This is a genomic window from Sinanaerobacter chloroacetimidivorans, from assembly GCF_018128545.1.
Classification (GTDB): domain Bacteria; phylum Bacillota; class Clostridia; order Peptostreptococcales; family Anaerovoracaceae; genus Sinanaerobacter; species Sinanaerobacter chloroacetimidivorans.
Window position 1 is genome coordinate 93795 of record NZ_JAGSND010000001.1, and the last position, 15271, is coordinate 109065.

A 15271-nucleotide genomic window follows, 5' to 3' on the forward strand; every position below is an offset into this window, starting at 1 on the left:
ACCTTATTAAATTTAGCATCTAGATACCATATCTTAGCATATCCATCTTTGGTTTGACAATTCTAAATCCGGAAAATGTTTCCAATGCCTTCTAGATCTTTCGATTCTGTCCATTATGATTTACATAAAATAAAGAAACTGATAAAATGGAATTGTTATAAATAATTCATGTCAGAAGAAAATAGTAAGGATCATGACAGTAAAATCAGATTACAAAAGAAAACGGAGTATACTATGAAAATTGCATTTCACACCCTTGGCTGCAAGGTCAATCAATATGAAACACAAGCACTGAAGGAAAAATTTATAGAACGGGGTTATGAAATTACCAGTGATGATGACTTCGCGGATGTCTATGTCATAAATACCTGTACCGTAACCGGATTATCCGATCGAAAATCAAGACAGTTTATCAGGCGGGTAAAAAAGATCAATCCCGACAGTATAACTGCCGTTATCGGGTGCTATGTTCAGGTGAGCCCTGAGGAAGCATCGCAGATCGAAGGGGTAGATCTCATTGCCGGTACAAATGAAAAGAACCATTTACCTGAATATATTGAAGAATACCTGATGGGCAGAGGGTCTTCCGTTCACATCAAAGAATATGACCAGCTGACAGAATATGAGGAAACCGGAATCATCACCTCCATGGACACAAGAACCAGAGCCTTTATTAAGATACAGGAAGGGTGTGACAGATTTTGTTCGTACTGTATCATACCCTATGCCAGAGGGGCAGTCAGAAGCAGGGCGAGAACGGAAATTGTAAAGGAAGCAGAGCGACTCATTGAAAAGGGATATAAGGAATTGGTACTTACGGGCATTAATACGGCGTTATATGGGATGGAAAAGGGATTTGATTCCCGGGGAGGCAAGCAGGAAGCTGTCAAATCCTCCGAAGATGAAGTTTACGGTATAGAGATTATTGTAAAGGCGTTGGATGAATTACCTGGAGATTTCAGAATTCGTCTGGGATCCCTCGAGCCCAATGTAATCAGTGCGGAATACGCGAAAAGATTGCTGAAATATAAGCGGCTTTGCCCGCATATGCATCTGTCTCTTCAAAGCGGCAGTGACAGGATCCTGAAACAAATGAATCGAAACTATGCGTCAGCCGATTATTTAAAATTGGTGGACCTTTTGAAAGAGCATGATCCCGGATATGGGATTACAACCGATATCATCGTAGGGTTTCCCGGGGAGACTGAAGAGGATTTCAGCGAGAGTGTCAAGATCGTAAAAAAAGCAGGCTTATCCAAGGTGCATGTTTTTAAATATTCGAAACGGGAAGGAACAAAGGCTGCAGAGATGAAAGAACAGATTGCACCGCAGATCAAAGCAAAGCGCAGTGAAGAACTGATAAAAGCAGGCGAGGAGGCCGGGAAGCGGTTTCTGCTTCAAAACCTTGGAACAATCAGAACTGTGCTGATAGAGCAATGTGATCCGAATACCGGACTTTATGAAGGATTTTCAGAAAATTATATAAAAGTATATTGCAGGAGCGATCAGAATATCAGCAATCAGTTTGCAGCTGTAAAGCTGATTGAAGTTTATTCTGACGGGGTATTAGGTAACCTGATAAATTCATAGGAGGGAACGAAATTGCGTAAAATAATCATTCTGCTGCTGATGGGGATCTTACTCTCTGCCGGCCTATTCACCGGATGCGGAGGTCAGGATACGGATCAGGACACCGGGAAAAATAAAGCTGGTAATCCCGCGGACTTTACCAGCTTTCAAACCACCGATATTTATGGTAATGAAATCAATCAGGACATTTTTAAAGATTACGATCTGACCATGATCAATGTTTGGGGTACTTTTTGCGGACCCTGCGTCGAAGAGATGCCCTTTCTCGGAGAGCTCCAAAAAGAATATAAGGAAAAAGGCGTAAACATTGTCGGTATCGTCGTTGATGTTCAGGACAACAACCTGAAGGTTATTGAGAAACAAGTAAAACTTGCAAAAGAAATTACTGAAACTACTGGTGCTGATTATACGCATATGATTGTGTCACCTGAAATGATCGATGCAAAACTTGGTGAGATTGCATCCATTCCTGCTACTTTTTTTGTAGACAGCAAAGGAAACTTTGTAGGGGAAACCTACATCGGTTCCAGAGAAAAGAAAGACTGGACGGCGATCATTGAAGAAAAACTAGGAGAAGAATAGAATGAAAAACCTTGTGTCCGCAGCCATTTTTCTGTCCGGTGCCGCTTTCATGATTGCCGGTTATTTTCGGGGGGAGGCGGCAGTTGTCCTGCGCAAAGCCGTCAATATTTGTTTGGAGTGTATCGGAATTGGTTAATTGGGTTGCAAACAGCAGAGATAAAATAAGAAATTGGGTACAAATCTGTTTCTTTGCCATTACGAACAGTTATATAAAAGGTTTTACGGAAGGCACTATTTATACAGGATCCGGCAAGGTACTTTGTCTCCCGGGATTAAACTGTTATTCCTGTCCGGGGGCGTTGGGCTCCTGTCCTATTGGAGCCCTTCAATCGGTCCTTGCCAGCAGAGATTATCGGTTTTCTTTCTATATAATCGGATTTCTCATGATGACAGGTGCACTTCTTGGAAGATTTGTCTGCGGCTGGCTATGTCCCTTCGGACTGGTGCAGGATCTGCTGCATAAAATACCTTGGGGCATAAAATATAAACAGATCAAAGGTGAACGGCTTTTAAAAGGTGTAAAATACATAATTTTAATTGTCTTTGTAATTTTACTTCCTTTATTTGTCCTTGATTTTTTTGGTCAGGGTGAGCCTTGGTTCTGCAAATGGATCTGTCCCTCGGGAACTCTAATGGCAGGCTGGCCTTTGGTAATCGCCAATAAGGGAATTCGGGAGATCGTCGGGTTTTTATTTGCCTGGAAGAATTTAATCTTAATATCCCTGATTCTTTTGTCGGTTATCATTTATCGTCCATTTTGCAGATTCCTGTGCCCCTTGGGGGCTGTTTACGGCCTGTTTAATCCGGTATCCTTCTACCAGTATAAATTGAATCAGCATGCATGCACACACTGTAAGAAGTGTCAATATGTATGCAAAATGAATATACCGGTATATGAGCAGCCAAACAGTATGGAGTGTATTCGATGCGGCGACTGCGTAAAAAACTGTCCGACAAAAGCAATATCACATAAGAATCACTTGATGAAAAAAAAGAACATGTTATAATAGTGAAAGGAATTGAAATGGAAAAGTATTTAATGCCTGTTGCATTAGTAATTCTGATCCTTTCAACGGTGATGATTACGATCATTGGGGAAGCGAATGCGGATGACATGGCTCGGGATGGGGCCTGTATCGAAAGCCGCAGCTGTGCCATAAGATATATCGATCGATTGGAAGAGAAATAGGAGTGAAGCGATGAATGATTGTATTTTTTGCATGATTGCAAATAAGGACATCCCCTCGAAGATTGTCTATGAGGACGATCATATAATTGTATTTCATGATTTGGAACCACAAGCACCGGTTCATGTATTAGTAATCCCCAAAAAGCATATCGGATCAATGGATGATGTACAACCTGAAGATGCTGAATTGCTGGGATATTTAATGACGAAAATCAAGGATATTGCAAAAACTTTGGAGCTGGAAAACGGTTATCGTCTGATAAACAACTGCGGCGAAGACGGTCTGCAAACCGTCAAACATTTGCATTTTCATTTATTAGGAAAAAGAAGATTAACTTGGCCGCCAGGTTGATCAAAAAAAACTTGCTTAATATATGAAAAGAATGTATAATATTTTTGTTATAGGCAAATCCGTTTTTATAAGCATCTAAGTGATTTCAGAACATGGAGGGAGGGGAATGGATAAATGGCACAAGTAGTTGTAAGAGAAAACGAAAGTTTAGAAAGCGCGCTGAAAAGGTTTAAGCGTTCTTGCGCAAGAGATGGAGTAATGTCTGAGCTAAGAAAAAGAGAACATTATGAAAAGCCAAGCGTAAAGAGAAAAAAGAAGTCAGAAGCCGCAAGGAAAAAGGCTAAGAAATTCTAAAAAGAGGTGTTATGACTAATGTCTTTGAAAGACAGATTATCAAGTGATTTCAAGGATGCAATGAAAGCAAAAGATGAAATCAGAAAAAATACGGTGAATTTAGCTCGTGCGGCTATCAAGCAGCATGAAGTTGATAATAGAGTAGAATTGGATGATCAAGCTATCATTGATATCTTGACCAAACAAGTAAAAATGAGAAAAGATGCCCTCTCTGATTTTGAAAAAGCAGGAAGAACGGATCTTTTAGACGCCTATAACGCAGAAATAGCGATTTTAATGGAGTATTTACCGAAACAGCTTACTGATGAAGAAATTACGGAAATTGTAAAAGCTACTGCCGCAGAGCTTGGAATAGAAGGCGGCAAGCAGAATATGGGCAAACTGATCGGTGCGGTCATGCCGAAGGTAAAAGGTGTCGCCGATGGCGGTGTCGTTCGGAAGATCATCGAAGGAATGCTTTAATTGAAAAATTACGTAACACGGAAATCTGCAAATGATTTATGATTTCCTGGCACATAGGCTCATCATCAATTTGATTTCAAATTGGAGAGCTTCTATCATGAAATTTATAACCTGGTGTAACAACCAGGTTATTTTTTATGTACTGAAACATAAACTATTAATAATGCAGCGAAGCGGAAAACCTTAATATGGAGGTGGATATGAGCATTAAAGATGAATTACTCTTTGATTTCAGTATGAATATGCCCAGACTTCTGGTTAGCGGAAAGACAGGCATTCTGGATAATGTAAAAAAGATTCTTTTGATCAGTGATAAAAGTATTATAGTAGATCATGGAAATAAATACAGTGCTATTAACGGGGAAGATCTGGTCGTAAAGCAGCTGGAAGAAGAAAGAATGCTTGTGACGGGCAGCATACGATCTGTCGAATTCTATGGTGATAAAAAAGGTGATGATCAATGAAGGACCGAGGAAGCTTCCTGGAACATTACATAAAAATACTTGTCGAAGGGTTTGAACAGCAACGTCTGTTGTCGGAGTGCATCAAAGCAGGAATTGTGCTTAGGGACATCCATACCCATAGTGACATTGAGATGTCAATGTCTATTATGTATTATGATTATAACCGTTTTGTGAAGCTGGCCAAAAACCGATATCGAATTACTGTTTTACATGAAAATGGTTATATACCTGTACTTCGAAAGATCATCAGTAAAAAAAGCACCATTGTGGGGCTTATTCTTTTTATATTGCTCATGTATTATCAGAGCTCTTTTGTGTCAGAAATCAGAATTTCAGGATATGAAACCTTTACGGAGGCTGCTGTCAGAGACAGTTTAAAAGAGGCTGGCCTTTATGAAGGATGCAGCAAGAAAATCGATATCAGTAAAGTCAAGCTCCATATTTATCAGGATCTTGATAATATCGCATGGATTGGGGTAAAATATATAGGAAATATGGCAGAAGTCACCATCGTGGAAGGTACCATAACGCCAAAACCGGTAGACATATCGAAGCCCTGTAATGTAGTTGCAAAAAAAGAGGGTTATGTTGATCGAGTGATAGCCAAAGAAGGAAAAATTGCATTGGAAAAAGGAGCCTATATAAAGGTTGGGGATGTGGTTATTTCAGGCATCATACCGTTAAAAAGTACGGCTTATGGTACGTCTGCAAGTGCTATAACAGAGCGATATGTGCATGCAGCCGGTGAGGTTTATGCAAAAATACCGTATCGTTTTACCTTTTATCAGGAAAAATATAACCTGATAAAGACACCTACAGGAAGAAGTTTTTATGGCATCAGACTGGAAGTCGGCAATGTAAAACTCAATACGGCAAAGATGATAAATAACTATGATTCATCGGTTTATACGGAAACGAAATTATTTGGTTTTATACGACCCATTCCTATCTACGCAGCAGTTACAAAGACCGAAGAAGTGGAACTCAGCAGAGAGAAACGAAGCACGGAAGAACTGAGCAAAGACGCAAATCGGCTGGCTCGCAGCCTCATGAAAGAAAATATTCCAGAAAAAGCACAAATTTTAAATAAAAGTTTGAAGTTTTCTCCGGAAGAAAATATAATAGGGGTAGCCGTCATGTTGGAAACCCTGGAGGAAATCGGAGAAGAGAAGGAGATTGTGATTGGAAAACCTACTGATTGAAGAACTAAAGATCAAAATAGATCATGAACAGGATACAAATGAATTATTTGGAAACTTGGATGTAAATCTGAAAATAATACAGGATAATTATGATGTCAGTATTGTACAAAGACAGGATGAAATTATTTTAAAGGGGAAAGAGGCAGCGAAAGCCCAGGAAGTCATTGTTGAGCTTCTTGAAATTTTACAAACCGGCGAAAAGCTGGATGCGCAAAAGGTAAATTATGTTATCAGCCTCAATAATAAGGGTATATCTTATAAAGAAAGCAACATCAATAAAGATGTCATTTGCTTTACCCATAGAGGAAAACCCATAAAGCCGAAAACCATCGGACAAACTTCTTATGCACAAAGTATCAAAAAACACGACATTGTTTTTGGCGTCGGACCGGCAGGAACAGGAAAAACCTATATTGCCGTTGCTATGGCCATCAATGCTTTTAAGAATAAAGATGTTCAAAAAATCATTCTGGCAAGACCTGCGGTTGAAGCCGGAGAGCGCCTTGGTTTTCTGCCCGGTGATTTGCAGGAGAAAGTGGATCCTTATTTGAGACCGCTTTATGATGCTTTATATGATATCCTGGGCAGGGATAGTGCCTTACGGCTTAAGGAAAAAGAGATCATTGAGGTAGTTCCACTCGCCTATATGAGAGGAAGAACTCTGGACAATTCTTTTATTATTCTGGATGAGGCCCAGAATACCACAAAGGAGCAGATGAAGATGTTTCTGACCCGGCTAGGGTTTGGATCGAAAGCGGTAGTAACAGGGGATATCACACAGATTGACCTGCCCAGAGGGAAAAAATCAGGCCTTGTAGATGCTGTAAAAGTTCTGGATCATGTTGAAGGAATAGAATTTTGCTTTTTAAAAGATTCGGACGTGGTCAGACATGCTCTGGTAAGGCGTATTATAAACGCGTACGATCGATATGCCAAAGAAAATCCGGAGGAGGGTGAAGAATGAACATCATTTTCAGCGATGAAAGAATGCCGGGAGAAATCGTTATAGAACACATGAAAGAAGCTGCAGAGCTTTGTGTAAAGGAAGAAAATCTGGATCCTGACAGAGTGGAAATCAGCGTTACTTTTGTCAGTACGGAAGAAATCCAGGAGCTGAATCGTATCTACAGGGACAAAGATCAAGTTACCGACGTATTATCATTTCCCCAATATGATGATTTGAATGAAATCAGGGGAGAGGAAGTCATATGCCTTGGTGATGTTGTAATCTGCCCGGAACAGGCATTACTTCAAGCTGATGAATTTGGACATTCTGGTGAGAGAGAGCTGGTGTACCTCTTCGTTCATAGTGTGTTCCATCTACTGGGATATGATCATATGGAAGAAGACGATAAAACCGAAATGCGTGAACAGGAAGAAAAAATAATGGGTCAGGTAGGACTCATCAGATAAAAGTTTATTTCATAATTCAACAAAACAAGTAGGGGGAGGTTTCGTTATGAAGTATCGGGAATTATTCAGGACAGCACAGGAAATGGTGAATTCAGCTTACGCGCCCTATTCTAGATTTAAAGTGGGTGCTGCATTGCTGACTACAACGGGTGAGGTATTTACGGGAGTTAATGTGGAAAATTCATCCTTTGGCGCTACCATCTGTGCAGAAAGAACCGCTTATGTAAAAGCTATATCGGAGGGTCACAGAGAATTTGAAGCTATAGCAGTTGCATCCTCTGACGGAGCTGCGTTTCCTTGCGGAATCTGCAGACAGTTTATGTATGAATTCGGAGATGAGCTGAAAATTATCACCGGAGAGGACGAAGATCATCTTCGTGTTGTTGAAATGAAGGAACTATTGCCGGAGGGCTTTAGGCTATAAGGAGCAAAGAATGAAATCAGGTTTTATCGGAATTATAGGAAGACCAAACGTAGGAAAATCGACGCTTTTAAACGCTATTCTGGGTGAAAAGATTGCCATAACAACGGACAAGCCGCAAACTACACGAAATAGCATTCGAGGTATTTACACAAAGGTAAATGGTGAAGATGACGACTGTCAGATGATATTCATCGATACGCCGGGAATTCATAAACCACGGAATAAGCTGGGCGGATATATGACGGAAATGGCCGTCAACACTTTTAAAGAGGTGGAAGTTATCGTCTTTATCGTAGATGATGAACTTTCTGCCGGTCCCGGAGACAAATATATTATTGAACTCTTGAAAGAAGTCAGTACGCCTAAAATTCTGGTAATCAATAAAATTGACAAACTGGAGCCGGACAAGTTTAAAAAAATATATGAGGAATATCAAGAACTGGGGCTATTTGATGAAATCTTCGGCATTTCCGCAATAGAAGGAAAAAATGTAGAAATACTTCTCAAGAAAATCAATACCATGCTGAAGGAAGGCCCCATGTATTTCCCGGAAGACATGGTTACAGACCATCCTGAACGCTTTATCGTCAGTGAAATTATTCGTGAGAAAGTCCTGCTGTTTTTGGATGAAGAGATCCCTCATGGCGTGGCCGTCGAACTTGAGAGTTACCGAGAAGAACCCAACATAACCAAAATCGGTGCCGTCATTTATTGCGAAAAGAAATCCCATAAAGGAATCATCATCGGAAAAGAGGGAAAGAAATTAAAAGGCATCGGGAAAAGTGCCAGAATCGAAATTGAAGGCCTGCTGGGCACAAAGGTCTTTCTGGAATTATGGGTGAAGGTAAAGGAAAACTGGAGAGACAGTGATTTTGCACTGAGTAGTTTTGGGTATCATAACAACTAATATTTATTAGTTTCTGAAACTTACTTATTCTATTTGTCTGATAGCAGATGGTCTATCCCACTACGGTCATGATTTTGAAGATCTTTATCCTTCGTTTCGCAATTTTTAGAACATCAAACAAACGGTAATATAATCGGTGTTTGACGTTACCTAAAAATTTGCTCATCCCCGGATAAGACCAAAGCAAAATCATTCCAACGTATTGTGCTAGCCCATCTGCTATTCAGACAAATTGCATTACACAGTTTACAAACAAATGGCACCCAGCCCGAACCAGCGGTTAGCAAATTTTTTTTAGTTAGTGAAAATTTGCTTTCAAACCAGGCCACCCCGTTAGTCAAAATAAAATTATGTATATTACGCTATTGAACTGCCAGCTTTTAGCTTTAGCGAGTTTTTTACCAAGCCGCAATGGCTGAACTTTGGATTTAAGAAAATATCCGAACAGGTTTCGTCAATGACATAGGATGAAGATGATGTTATTTTTAATGATGGCATTCAAGTTTTGCTATAACCCAAAAACACCGATTAGGGATACCGTTTGTTTTTGGGGTTAAAAATAACGAATCGAGACCATATCATTAGAGACCTGTGAGTATTTTCGTGATACAAAGTCAGACCTTTGGCTTGTCAAAACTCAACTACTTCGATCTGGCAGTTGAATGATTCGGTTTAAATACTAATAAATGAAATTTGACTAACTAATAAATATTTATTGAGGAAAAGAAATAAAGAAAGAGAATTTTCATGTACACGGATACGGAAGGAATCATATTCAAACAGGTAAAAACCGTCAACGGAAGAAGGATGGTTCTTTTGTTTTCCGATAAATTCGGTAAAATCAGTGCGGGTACCAGCATTCATGAAAAAAGCAAAGGTAAATCTGCATTGGCAATGAGGCCCTTTACATACGGAAAATATGAATTGTTTAAAAACAGAGACAGCTATCATATCAATAGTGCTGAAGTAATCAAGAGCTATTACCGTATAGGAGAAGATGTTGAAAAGTATATGTTTTCCTCTTATGTGTTGGAATTTACCGAAAAACTGCTTCAGGAAGAAGAACCGTCACCGGAGCTGTTTCGTTTAATTTTAGATTTTTTTGAAATTATGGAAAGACGCAGCAAGAAGTATCTAACCTTGATCGTAGCATATCAGCTGAAAGCTTTGCAGCTTTCCGGCAGTATGCCTGTGATCAGAAATTGCGTGCTTTGCGGCGGTAGAGAGGAATTAATGAATTTCAACGTAAAGGAAGGGGGACTGGTATGCAATAAGTGTTATTTAAAAAATAACCTTAATTCGAATGATACATTGATTTATCCGGTAAGTTTTGGTATAGTAGATGTATTAAAATATATTATGGATAATCCATTGAAAAGCTTTGAAAATTTAGCACTGGATCAAGATTTGCTGAAGCAGTTAAAGCAAATGGTGAGAAGCTATGTTGCCTATCATCTGGATATCAGTGAACTAAAGAGCGAAAGCTTTTTAATTGAGTAAATATTTTAAAATGGAGGTTAAGATTATGGAGATTACATTAGAGAAAATTGAACTGGTAAAAGACAGAACCGGGGTAAGCTATAAGGAAGCAAAGGATGCGTTGGAAGCAGCAGATGGCAGTGTCGTAGATGCTATCATTGCAATTGAAGAGTCAATAGATGTAAAAAACAGAAGCAAGATAGGTGAACAAAGCGCACATATCGTTGACAAGGTAAAAGAGGCAATCAAGAAGGGGAATGTTGCCAAAATTATCGTTAAGAAAAATGATGAGATCATACTCAATCTTCCTGTAAACGTGGGTATCGTAGGAACGGTACTGGCTCCTTGGGCTGCTGTAGCCGGTGTTATTGCTGCATTTGGAACAAAATGTGTCATTGAACTGGTGAAAGAAGATGGGGAAATCATTGATATCAGCGAAATCGCTACGGAAACCTTCGATGAAGTGGTTGAAAAAGGTTCCATTATCGCTGATGAAGTAAAAGTAAAGAGCGCCGATGTTTTTGCAAATGTAAAAGCAAAGGCTGATGAAGCGATCAATAAAGCGAAAAAAACTGATGAAAACGGCTGCAACTGCGGAAGTGAGGAAGACTGTGATGACAGTTGCTGCTGTGGAACAAAAGAAGAAAAATAACAGAAAACAGACACAATCTTAGAAATGGTAGGTATTTATGAGCAAAGAATTTTCAATGGACAAAATTACAGCATTGGCCAAATCTAGAGGATTTGTCTTTCCTGGTTCAGAAATTTACGGCGGATTGGCAAATACCTGGGATTACGGCCCTGTAGGAGTAGAATTAAAGAACAACGTTAAAAAGGCCTGGTGGAAAAAATTTGTCCAAGAGTCTAAATATAATGTAGGCCTTGATGCTGCAATCCTCATGAATCCGAAAGCTTGGGTTGCTTCAGGCCATGTAGGAGGTTTTGCGGATCCCCTCATAGACTGTAAAAGCTGTAAGGCCAGGTTTAGGGCTGATAAGCTGATTGAGGACTACATTAAGGAAAACGATCAAATGGGTGTTTCTGTGGATGGCTGGTCTAATGAAAAATTAGAAGGGTATATCAAGGAAAAGGTGATCAAGTGCCCGGAATGCGGGAAGAGCGATTATACCTCTATCAGACAGTTTAATCTGATGTTTAAAACCTTTCAGGGTGTAACAGAAGATTCGAAAGCAGAAATATTCCTGAGACCGGAAACTGCTCAAGGTATCTTTGTAAATTTTAAGAATGTTCAAAGAACATCAAGAAAAAAGGTTCCATTTGGAATCGCTCAAATTGGTAAATCCTTCAGAAATGAAATAACTCCCGGTAATTTTACCTTTAGAACCAGAGAATTTGAACAGATGGAACTAGAGTTTTTCTGCAGACCGGGGACGGATCTGGAATGGTTCTCCTACTGGAAGGACTATTGCGTAAGCTGGTTGAAAAATCTTGGTATGAAGGAAGACAATATCAAGCTGAGAGATCATGAACAAGAGGAATTATCCCATTATAGTAATGCTACAACGGATATCGAGTATCGATTCCCGTTCGGATGGGGAGAACTATGGGGGATTGCTGACAGAACCGACTTTGATTTAAAGCAGCATATTGAACATTCTGGTCAGGATATGTCTTACCAGGATCCTGAAACAAATGAGAAATATGTTCCTTACTGCATCGAACCATCCCTGGGAGCTGATAGAGTAACGCTGGCATTCCTGGTTGATGCATATGATGAAGAAATCTTAACAGATGCAAATGGGAAAGAGGATGTCAGAACCGTTATGAGATTCCATCCTGCATTAGCACCATTTAAGGCGGCGGTATTACCACTTACCAAAAAGCAGTGTGCGGAAGCGGAAGCACTGCATGAAGAACTTTCTAAGTATTTTATGGTAGATTATGATGTTCCGGGTAGTATCGGAAAACGTTATAGAAGAGAAGATGAAATCGGCACCCCGTTCTGCATTACCGTAGACTTTGATACAGAGACTGATAAGAGTGTAACAATCCGTGATCGAGATACAATGGAACAAATAAGAATACCTATCTCACAAGTAAAGGATTATATAGAGGAAAAATTGGTATTTTAACCATTAAAAGAGACATGGGGCAAGCACCTTTCAGTAGAAAGAGTCTTGTCCTTTTGTTTTTATATTATTATATTCAATACAAAGGAGAGAGAAAAAATGGGGAAAAAATTTGTCTACCTTTTTAAAGAAGGTAAAGGTTCAATGCGCGAACTGCTAGGCGGCAAAGGTGCAAACTTAGCAGAAATGACCAATCTTGGCATGCCTGTACCACAGGGCTTCACAATTACAACAGAAGCTTGTACGCAATACTACGCTGACGGTGAAAAGATTAACAATGAAATCAAAGCCGAAATCATGACATATATTGGTGAATTAGAAAAAATCGCTGGAAAAAAATTTGGTGACCTAGAAAATCCTTTGTTGGTATCGGTACGTTCCGGATCAAGAGCTTCCATGCCGGGCATGATGGATACCATCCTGAACCTTGGTTTAAACGATGCGGTTGTTGAAAGCTTTGCTAAAAAAACAAACAATCCCCGTTTTGCCTATGACTCCTATCGCCGTTTTATTCAAATGTACTCCGATGTCGTAATGGAAGTCGGAAAAGCATACTTTGAAAAACTCATTGACGAAATGAAAGAACAAAAAGGCGTAACTCTCGACACAGAATTGGATGCTGATGACCTGAAGGAATTGGCAAGACAATTCAAAGAAGAATATAAGAGCAAAATCGGTGCTGATTTCCCCAGCGATCCTGTAGAACAGCTCATGGGTGCGATCAAAGCAGTATTCCGTTCATGGGATAACCCTCGTGCGGTATATTACAGAAGAATGAATGACATTCCTTCTTCATGGGGTACCGCTGTTAACGTTCAGTCCATGGTATTTGGAAACATGGGCGATACTTCAGGCACCGGAGTCGCTTTCTCTAGAAATCCATCCACCGGTGAACCAAAGCTTTACGGTGAATTCTTGATGAATGCACAGGGTGAAGACGTAGTTGCCGGTATCAGAACACCGCAAACCATCGATCAGCTGAAGGAACAAAACCCAGCTGTTTATGATGAATTTTATAAAATTGTTTACACTCTGGAAAAACATTATAAAGACATGCAGGATATGGAGTTTACCATCGAAGAAGGGAAACTGTACATGCTGCAAACAAGAAACGGAAAGAGAACAGCTGCTGCTGCATTAAAGATTGCATGTGATCTTGTAAATGAAGGCATGATTACGGAAAAAGAAGCAGTTTTAATGATCGATCCAAAACAGCTTGATGCTTTACTGCATCCGCAATTTGATACTGCTGCACTGAAAGCTGCAACTCCGATTGGCGCTGCCCTTCCTGCTTCCCCAGGTGCAGCCTGCGGACAGGTGGTATTTACTGCCGAGGCTGCAACGGAATGGACGGTTCAAAAAGGAGCTAAGGTTATCCTTGTTCGTCTGGAGACTTCACCAGAGGATATTGAAGGTATGCATTACGCACAGGGTATTCTTACCGTTCGCGGCGGTATGACTTCCCATGCTGCGGTAGTTGCCAGAGGAATGGGTACCTGCTGCGTATCCGGCTGCGGCGAAATCGTAATTGATGAAGATGCAAAAGTATTTTCACTTGGCGGAAAAGAGTTCCATGAAGGTGACTACATATCTCTTGACGGTTCTACCGGTAAGATTTATGGCGAAGCCATTCCAACAGTACCAGCTTCTATTTCCGGTGATTTCAATACGATTATGACTTGGGCCGACAAATACAGAACGTTAAAGGTTAGAACTAATGCAGATACACCAAAGGATTCCGCACAGGCTATTAAATTTGGAGCGGAAGGAATCGGTCTTTGCAGAACGGAGCATATGTTCTTCGATTCTGAAAGAATCGCAGCCATGAGAGAAATGATCGTATCCAAGACAGAAGAGCAGAGAAGGGTTGCTTTGGCGAAACTTCTTCCAATGCAGAGGGGAGATTTTGAAGGTATCTATGAGGCGATGCAGGGTTACCCGGTAACCATCCGTTTCTTAGATCCACCACTGCATGAATTCCTGCCTACTGATGAGGACGATATTGCAGCTTTGGCAAAAGAAATGAAGATGGACGTTGCTGATCTAAAAGCTGTTATTTCTTCACTGCACGAATTCAATCCAATGATGGGTCACCGTGGATGCCGTCTTGCCGTGTCCTATCCTGAAATTGCCGAGATGCAGACTACTGCTGTAATCGAGGCTGCAATCAACGTACAGAAAAAACATCCTGAATGGAAGATGGTTCCCGAAATCATGATTCCTTTGATTGGAGAAATCAAAGAACTTCAGTATGTTAAGAATATCGTTGTTGAAACTGCCGATGCCATCATTGCAAAATCTGGTATTGATCTAAAATATATGGTAGGTACCATGATTGAAATTCCTCGTGCCGCACTGACTGCCGATGAAATTGCAAAAGAAGCGGAATTCTTCTCTTTTGGTACCAATGATTTAACACAGATGACCTTTGGATTCAGCAGAGATGATGCAGGTTCTTTCTTGGGGGCTTATTACGATAAGAAAATCTATGAGAACGATCCATTTGCGAAACTTGATCAAAATGGCGTAGGAAAGCTTGTAAAAATGGCTGTAGAACTTGGTAAGGTCACTCGTCCGGATATCAAGCTTGGTATCTGCGGAGAGCACGGAGGAGATCCTTCTTCAGTGGAATTCTGCCATAACGTAGGTCTGAATTATGTTTCCTGTTCTCCATTCAGAGTACCGATTGCCAGATTGGCTGCTGCGCAGGCGGCGATTAACAGCAAAGACCAATCGAGGTAAGATAAAATATTTTCGGTGAAGCTTCAAGGGTATTATCTCTAAGTAATATTAGAGAATAATACCCTATTTTATTTCATGGTA

General features: G+C 40.2%; 18 protein-coding genes. All 18 read left to right on the forward strand.

Features of this window, described 5'->3' with window-relative positions; all coding sequences use genetic code 11:
- Positions 1-168 precede the first annotated feature (168 nt).
- The 18 genes from mtaB to ppdK all read left to right on the forward strand — a co-directional run bounded on the left by mtaB (position 169) and on the right by ppdK (position 15190).
- Positions 169-1590 carry a tRNA (N(6)-L-threonylcarbamoyladenosine(37)-C(2))-methylthiotransferase MtaB gene (gene mtaB / locus KCX82_RS00465; RefSeq protein WP_227016472.1) on the forward strand — a complete coding sequence of 474 codons (1422 nt, stop codon included), beginning with the start codon at positions 169-171 and terminating at the stop codon, positions 1588-1590.
- A 12-nt stretch (positions 1591-1602) separates the two neighbouring features.
- Positions 1603-2172: a TlpA family protein disulfide reductase gene (locus tag KCX82_RS00470; RefSeq protein WP_227016473.1), complete on the forward strand. Its 570-nt coding sequence runs from the start codon at positions 1603-1605 to the stop codon at positions 2170-2172.
- 1 nt (position 2173) lies between these two features.
- A complete protein-coding gene (locus KCX82_RS22880; protein WP_264373154.1) occupies positions 2174-2308 on the forward strand; it encodes a CD1871A family CXXC motif-containing protein in 135 nt (44 codons plus the stop codon).
- Positions 2301-3179, forward strand: a complete 879-nt coding sequence (locus KCX82_RS00475) for a 4Fe-4S binding protein (protein WP_227016474.1) — start codon at positions 2301-2303, stop codon at positions 3177-3179. The genes KCX82_RS22880 and KCX82_RS00475 overlap by 8 nt, the downstream gene beginning before the upstream one ends.
- Before the next feature lie 17 nt (positions 3180-3196).
- On the forward strand, positions 3197-3361 hold the full coding sequence (locus KCX82_RS00480) for a hypothetical protein (protein ID WP_227016475.1): 165 nt from the start codon (positions 3197-3199) through the stop codon (positions 3359-3361).
- Between the two features lie 31 nt (positions 3362-3392).
- Positions 3393-3713, forward strand: coding sequence for a histidine triad nucleotide-binding protein (locus KCX82_RS00485; RefSeq protein WP_319633321.1), 321 nt, complete (start codon positions 3393-3395; stop codon positions 3711-3713).
- 114 nt (positions 3714-3827) lie between these two features.
- Positions 3828-4007 (forward strand): 30S ribosomal protein S21, encoded by a 180-nt coding sequence (rpsU, locus tag KCX82_RS00490; RefSeq protein WP_027399339.1) that lies wholly within the window; start codon positions 3828-3830, stop codon positions 4005-4007.
- Positions 4008-4025: 18 nt separating this feature from the next.
- Positions 4026-4469 carry a GatB/YqeY domain-containing protein gene (locus KCX82_RS00495; protein ID WP_227016477.1) on the forward strand — a complete coding sequence of 148 codons (444 nt, stop codon included), beginning with the start codon at positions 4026-4028 and terminating at the stop codon, positions 4467-4469.
- A gap of 200 nt (positions 4470-4669) precedes the next feature.
- Entirely contained in the window at positions 4670-4933 is a 264-nt protein-coding gene (locus KCX82_RS00500; protein ID WP_227016478.1) for a YabP/YqfC family sporulation protein, read from the forward strand.
- Complete coding sequence (locus KCX82_RS00505) at positions 4930-6135, forward strand: sporulation protein YqfD (protein ID WP_227016479.1); 1206 nt, start codon at positions 4930-4932, stop codon at positions 6133-6135. The genes KCX82_RS00500 and KCX82_RS00505 overlap by 4 nt, the downstream gene beginning before the upstream one ends.
- The gene (locus tag KCX82_RS00510) at positions 6116-7099 is read left to right on the forward strand and encodes a PhoH family protein (RefSeq protein WP_227016480.1); all 984 of its coding nucleotides are present in this window, start codon (positions 6116-6118) and stop codon (positions 7097-7099) included. Before KCX82_RS00505 ends, KCX82_RS00510 begins: the two co-directional genes overlap by 20 nt.
- Positions 7096-7548, forward strand: a complete 453-nt coding sequence (ybeY, locus tag KCX82_RS00515) for an rRNA maturation RNase YbeY (RefSeq protein ID WP_227016481.1) — start codon at positions 7096-7098, stop codon at positions 7546-7548. The genes KCX82_RS00510 and ybeY overlap by 4 nt, the downstream gene beginning before the upstream one ends.
- Before the next feature lie 46 nt (positions 7549-7594).
- Complete coding sequence (cdd, locus tag KCX82_RS00520) at positions 7595-7972, forward strand: cytidine deaminase (RefSeq protein WP_227016482.1); 378 nt, start codon at positions 7595-7597, stop codon at positions 7970-7972.
- Between the two features lie 10 nt (positions 7973-7982).
- A complete protein-coding gene (gene era, locus KCX82_RS00525) occupies positions 7983-8879 on the forward strand; it encodes a GTPase Era (protein WP_227016483.1) in 897 nt (298 codons plus the stop codon).
- Positions 8880-9626: 747 nt separating this feature from the next.
- Positions 9627-10379 carry a DNA repair protein RecO gene (gene recO, locus KCX82_RS00530; protein WP_227016484.1) on the forward strand — a complete coding sequence of 251 codons (753 nt, stop codon included), beginning with the start codon at positions 9627-9629 and terminating at the stop codon, positions 10377-10379.
- A gap of 25 nt (positions 10380-10404) precedes the next feature.
- On the forward strand, positions 10405-11010 hold the full coding sequence (locus KCX82_RS00535) for a DUF4342 domain-containing protein (protein ID WP_227016485.1): 606 nt from the start codon (positions 10405-10407) through the stop codon (positions 11008-11010).
- A gap of 37 nt (positions 11011-11047) precedes the next feature.
- On the forward strand, positions 11048-12451 hold the full coding sequence (locus KCX82_RS00540; protein ID WP_227016486.1) for a glycine--tRNA ligase: 1404 nt from the start codon (positions 11048-11050) through the stop codon (positions 12449-12451).
- A gap of 96 nt (positions 12452-12547) precedes the next feature.
- On the forward strand, positions 12548-15190 hold the full coding sequence (ppdK, locus tag KCX82_RS00545) for a pyruvate, phosphate dikinase (RefSeq protein ID WP_227016487.1): 2643 nt from the start codon (positions 12548-12550) through the stop codon (positions 15188-15190).
- The last annotated feature ends 81 nt before the right edge of the window (positions 15191-15271 follow it).

What these genes read in the sequence shown, in the direction of transcription:
- mtaB (WP_227016472.1), top strand. Translation starts at nt 169, where the DNA reads ATGTCAGAAGAAAATAGTAAGGATCATGACAGTAAAATCAGATTACAA.
- KCX82_RS22880 (WP_264373154.1), top strand. Translation starts at nt 2,174, where the DNA reads ATGAAAAACCTTGTGTCCGCAGCCATTTTTCTGTCCGGTGCCGCTTTC.
- KCX82_RS00480 (WP_227016475.1), top strand. Translation starts at nt 3,197, where the DNA reads ATGGAAAAGTATTTAATGCCTGTTGCATTAGTAATTCTGATCCTTTCA.
- KCX82_RS00485 (WP_319633321.1), top strand. Translation starts at nt 3,393, where the DNA reads ATGATTGCAAATAAGGACATCCCCTCGAAGATTGTCTATGAGGACGAT.
- rpsU (WP_027399339.1), top strand. Translation starts at nt 3,828, where the DNA reads ATGGCACAAGTAGTTGTAAGAGAAAACGAAAGTTTAGAAAGCGCGCTG.
- KCX82_RS00495 (WP_227016477.1), top strand. Translation starts at nt 4,026, where the DNA reads ATGTCTTTGAAAGACAGATTATCAAGTGATTTCAAGGATGCAATGAAA.
- KCX82_RS00500 (WP_227016478.1), top strand. Translation starts at nt 4,670, where the DNA reads ATGAGCATTAAAGATGAATTACTCTTTGATTTCAGTATGAATATGCCC.
- KCX82_RS00505 (WP_227016479.1), top strand. Translation starts at nt 4,930, where the DNA reads ATGAAGGACCGAGGAAGCTTCCTGGAACATTACATAAAAATACTTGTC.
- ybeY (WP_227016481.1), top strand. Translation starts at nt 7,096, where the DNA reads ATGAACATCATTTTCAGCGATGAAAGAATGCCGGGAGAAATCGTTATA.
- cdd (WP_227016482.1), top strand. Translation starts at nt 7,595, where the DNA reads ATGAAGTATCGGGAATTATTCAGGACAGCACAGGAAATGGTGAATTCA.
- era (WP_227016483.1), top strand. Translation starts at nt 7,983, where the DNA reads ATGAAATCAGGTTTTATCGGAATTATAGGAAGACCAAACGTAGGAAAA.
- recO (WP_227016484.1), top strand. Translation starts at nt 9,627, where the DNA reads ATGTACACGGATACGGAAGGAATCATATTCAAACAGGTAAAAACCGTC.
- KCX82_RS00535 (WP_227016485.1), top strand. Translation starts at nt 10,405, where the DNA reads ATGGAGATTACATTAGAGAAAATTGAACTGGTAAAAGACAGAACCGGG.
- KCX82_RS00540 (WP_227016486.1), top strand. Translation starts at nt 11,048, where the DNA reads ATGAGCAAAGAATTTTCAATGGACAAAATTACAGCATTGGCCAAATCT.
- ppdK (WP_227016487.1), top strand. Translation starts at nt 12,548, where the DNA reads ATGGGGAAAAAATTTGTCTACCTTTTTAAAGAAGGTAAAGGTTCAATG.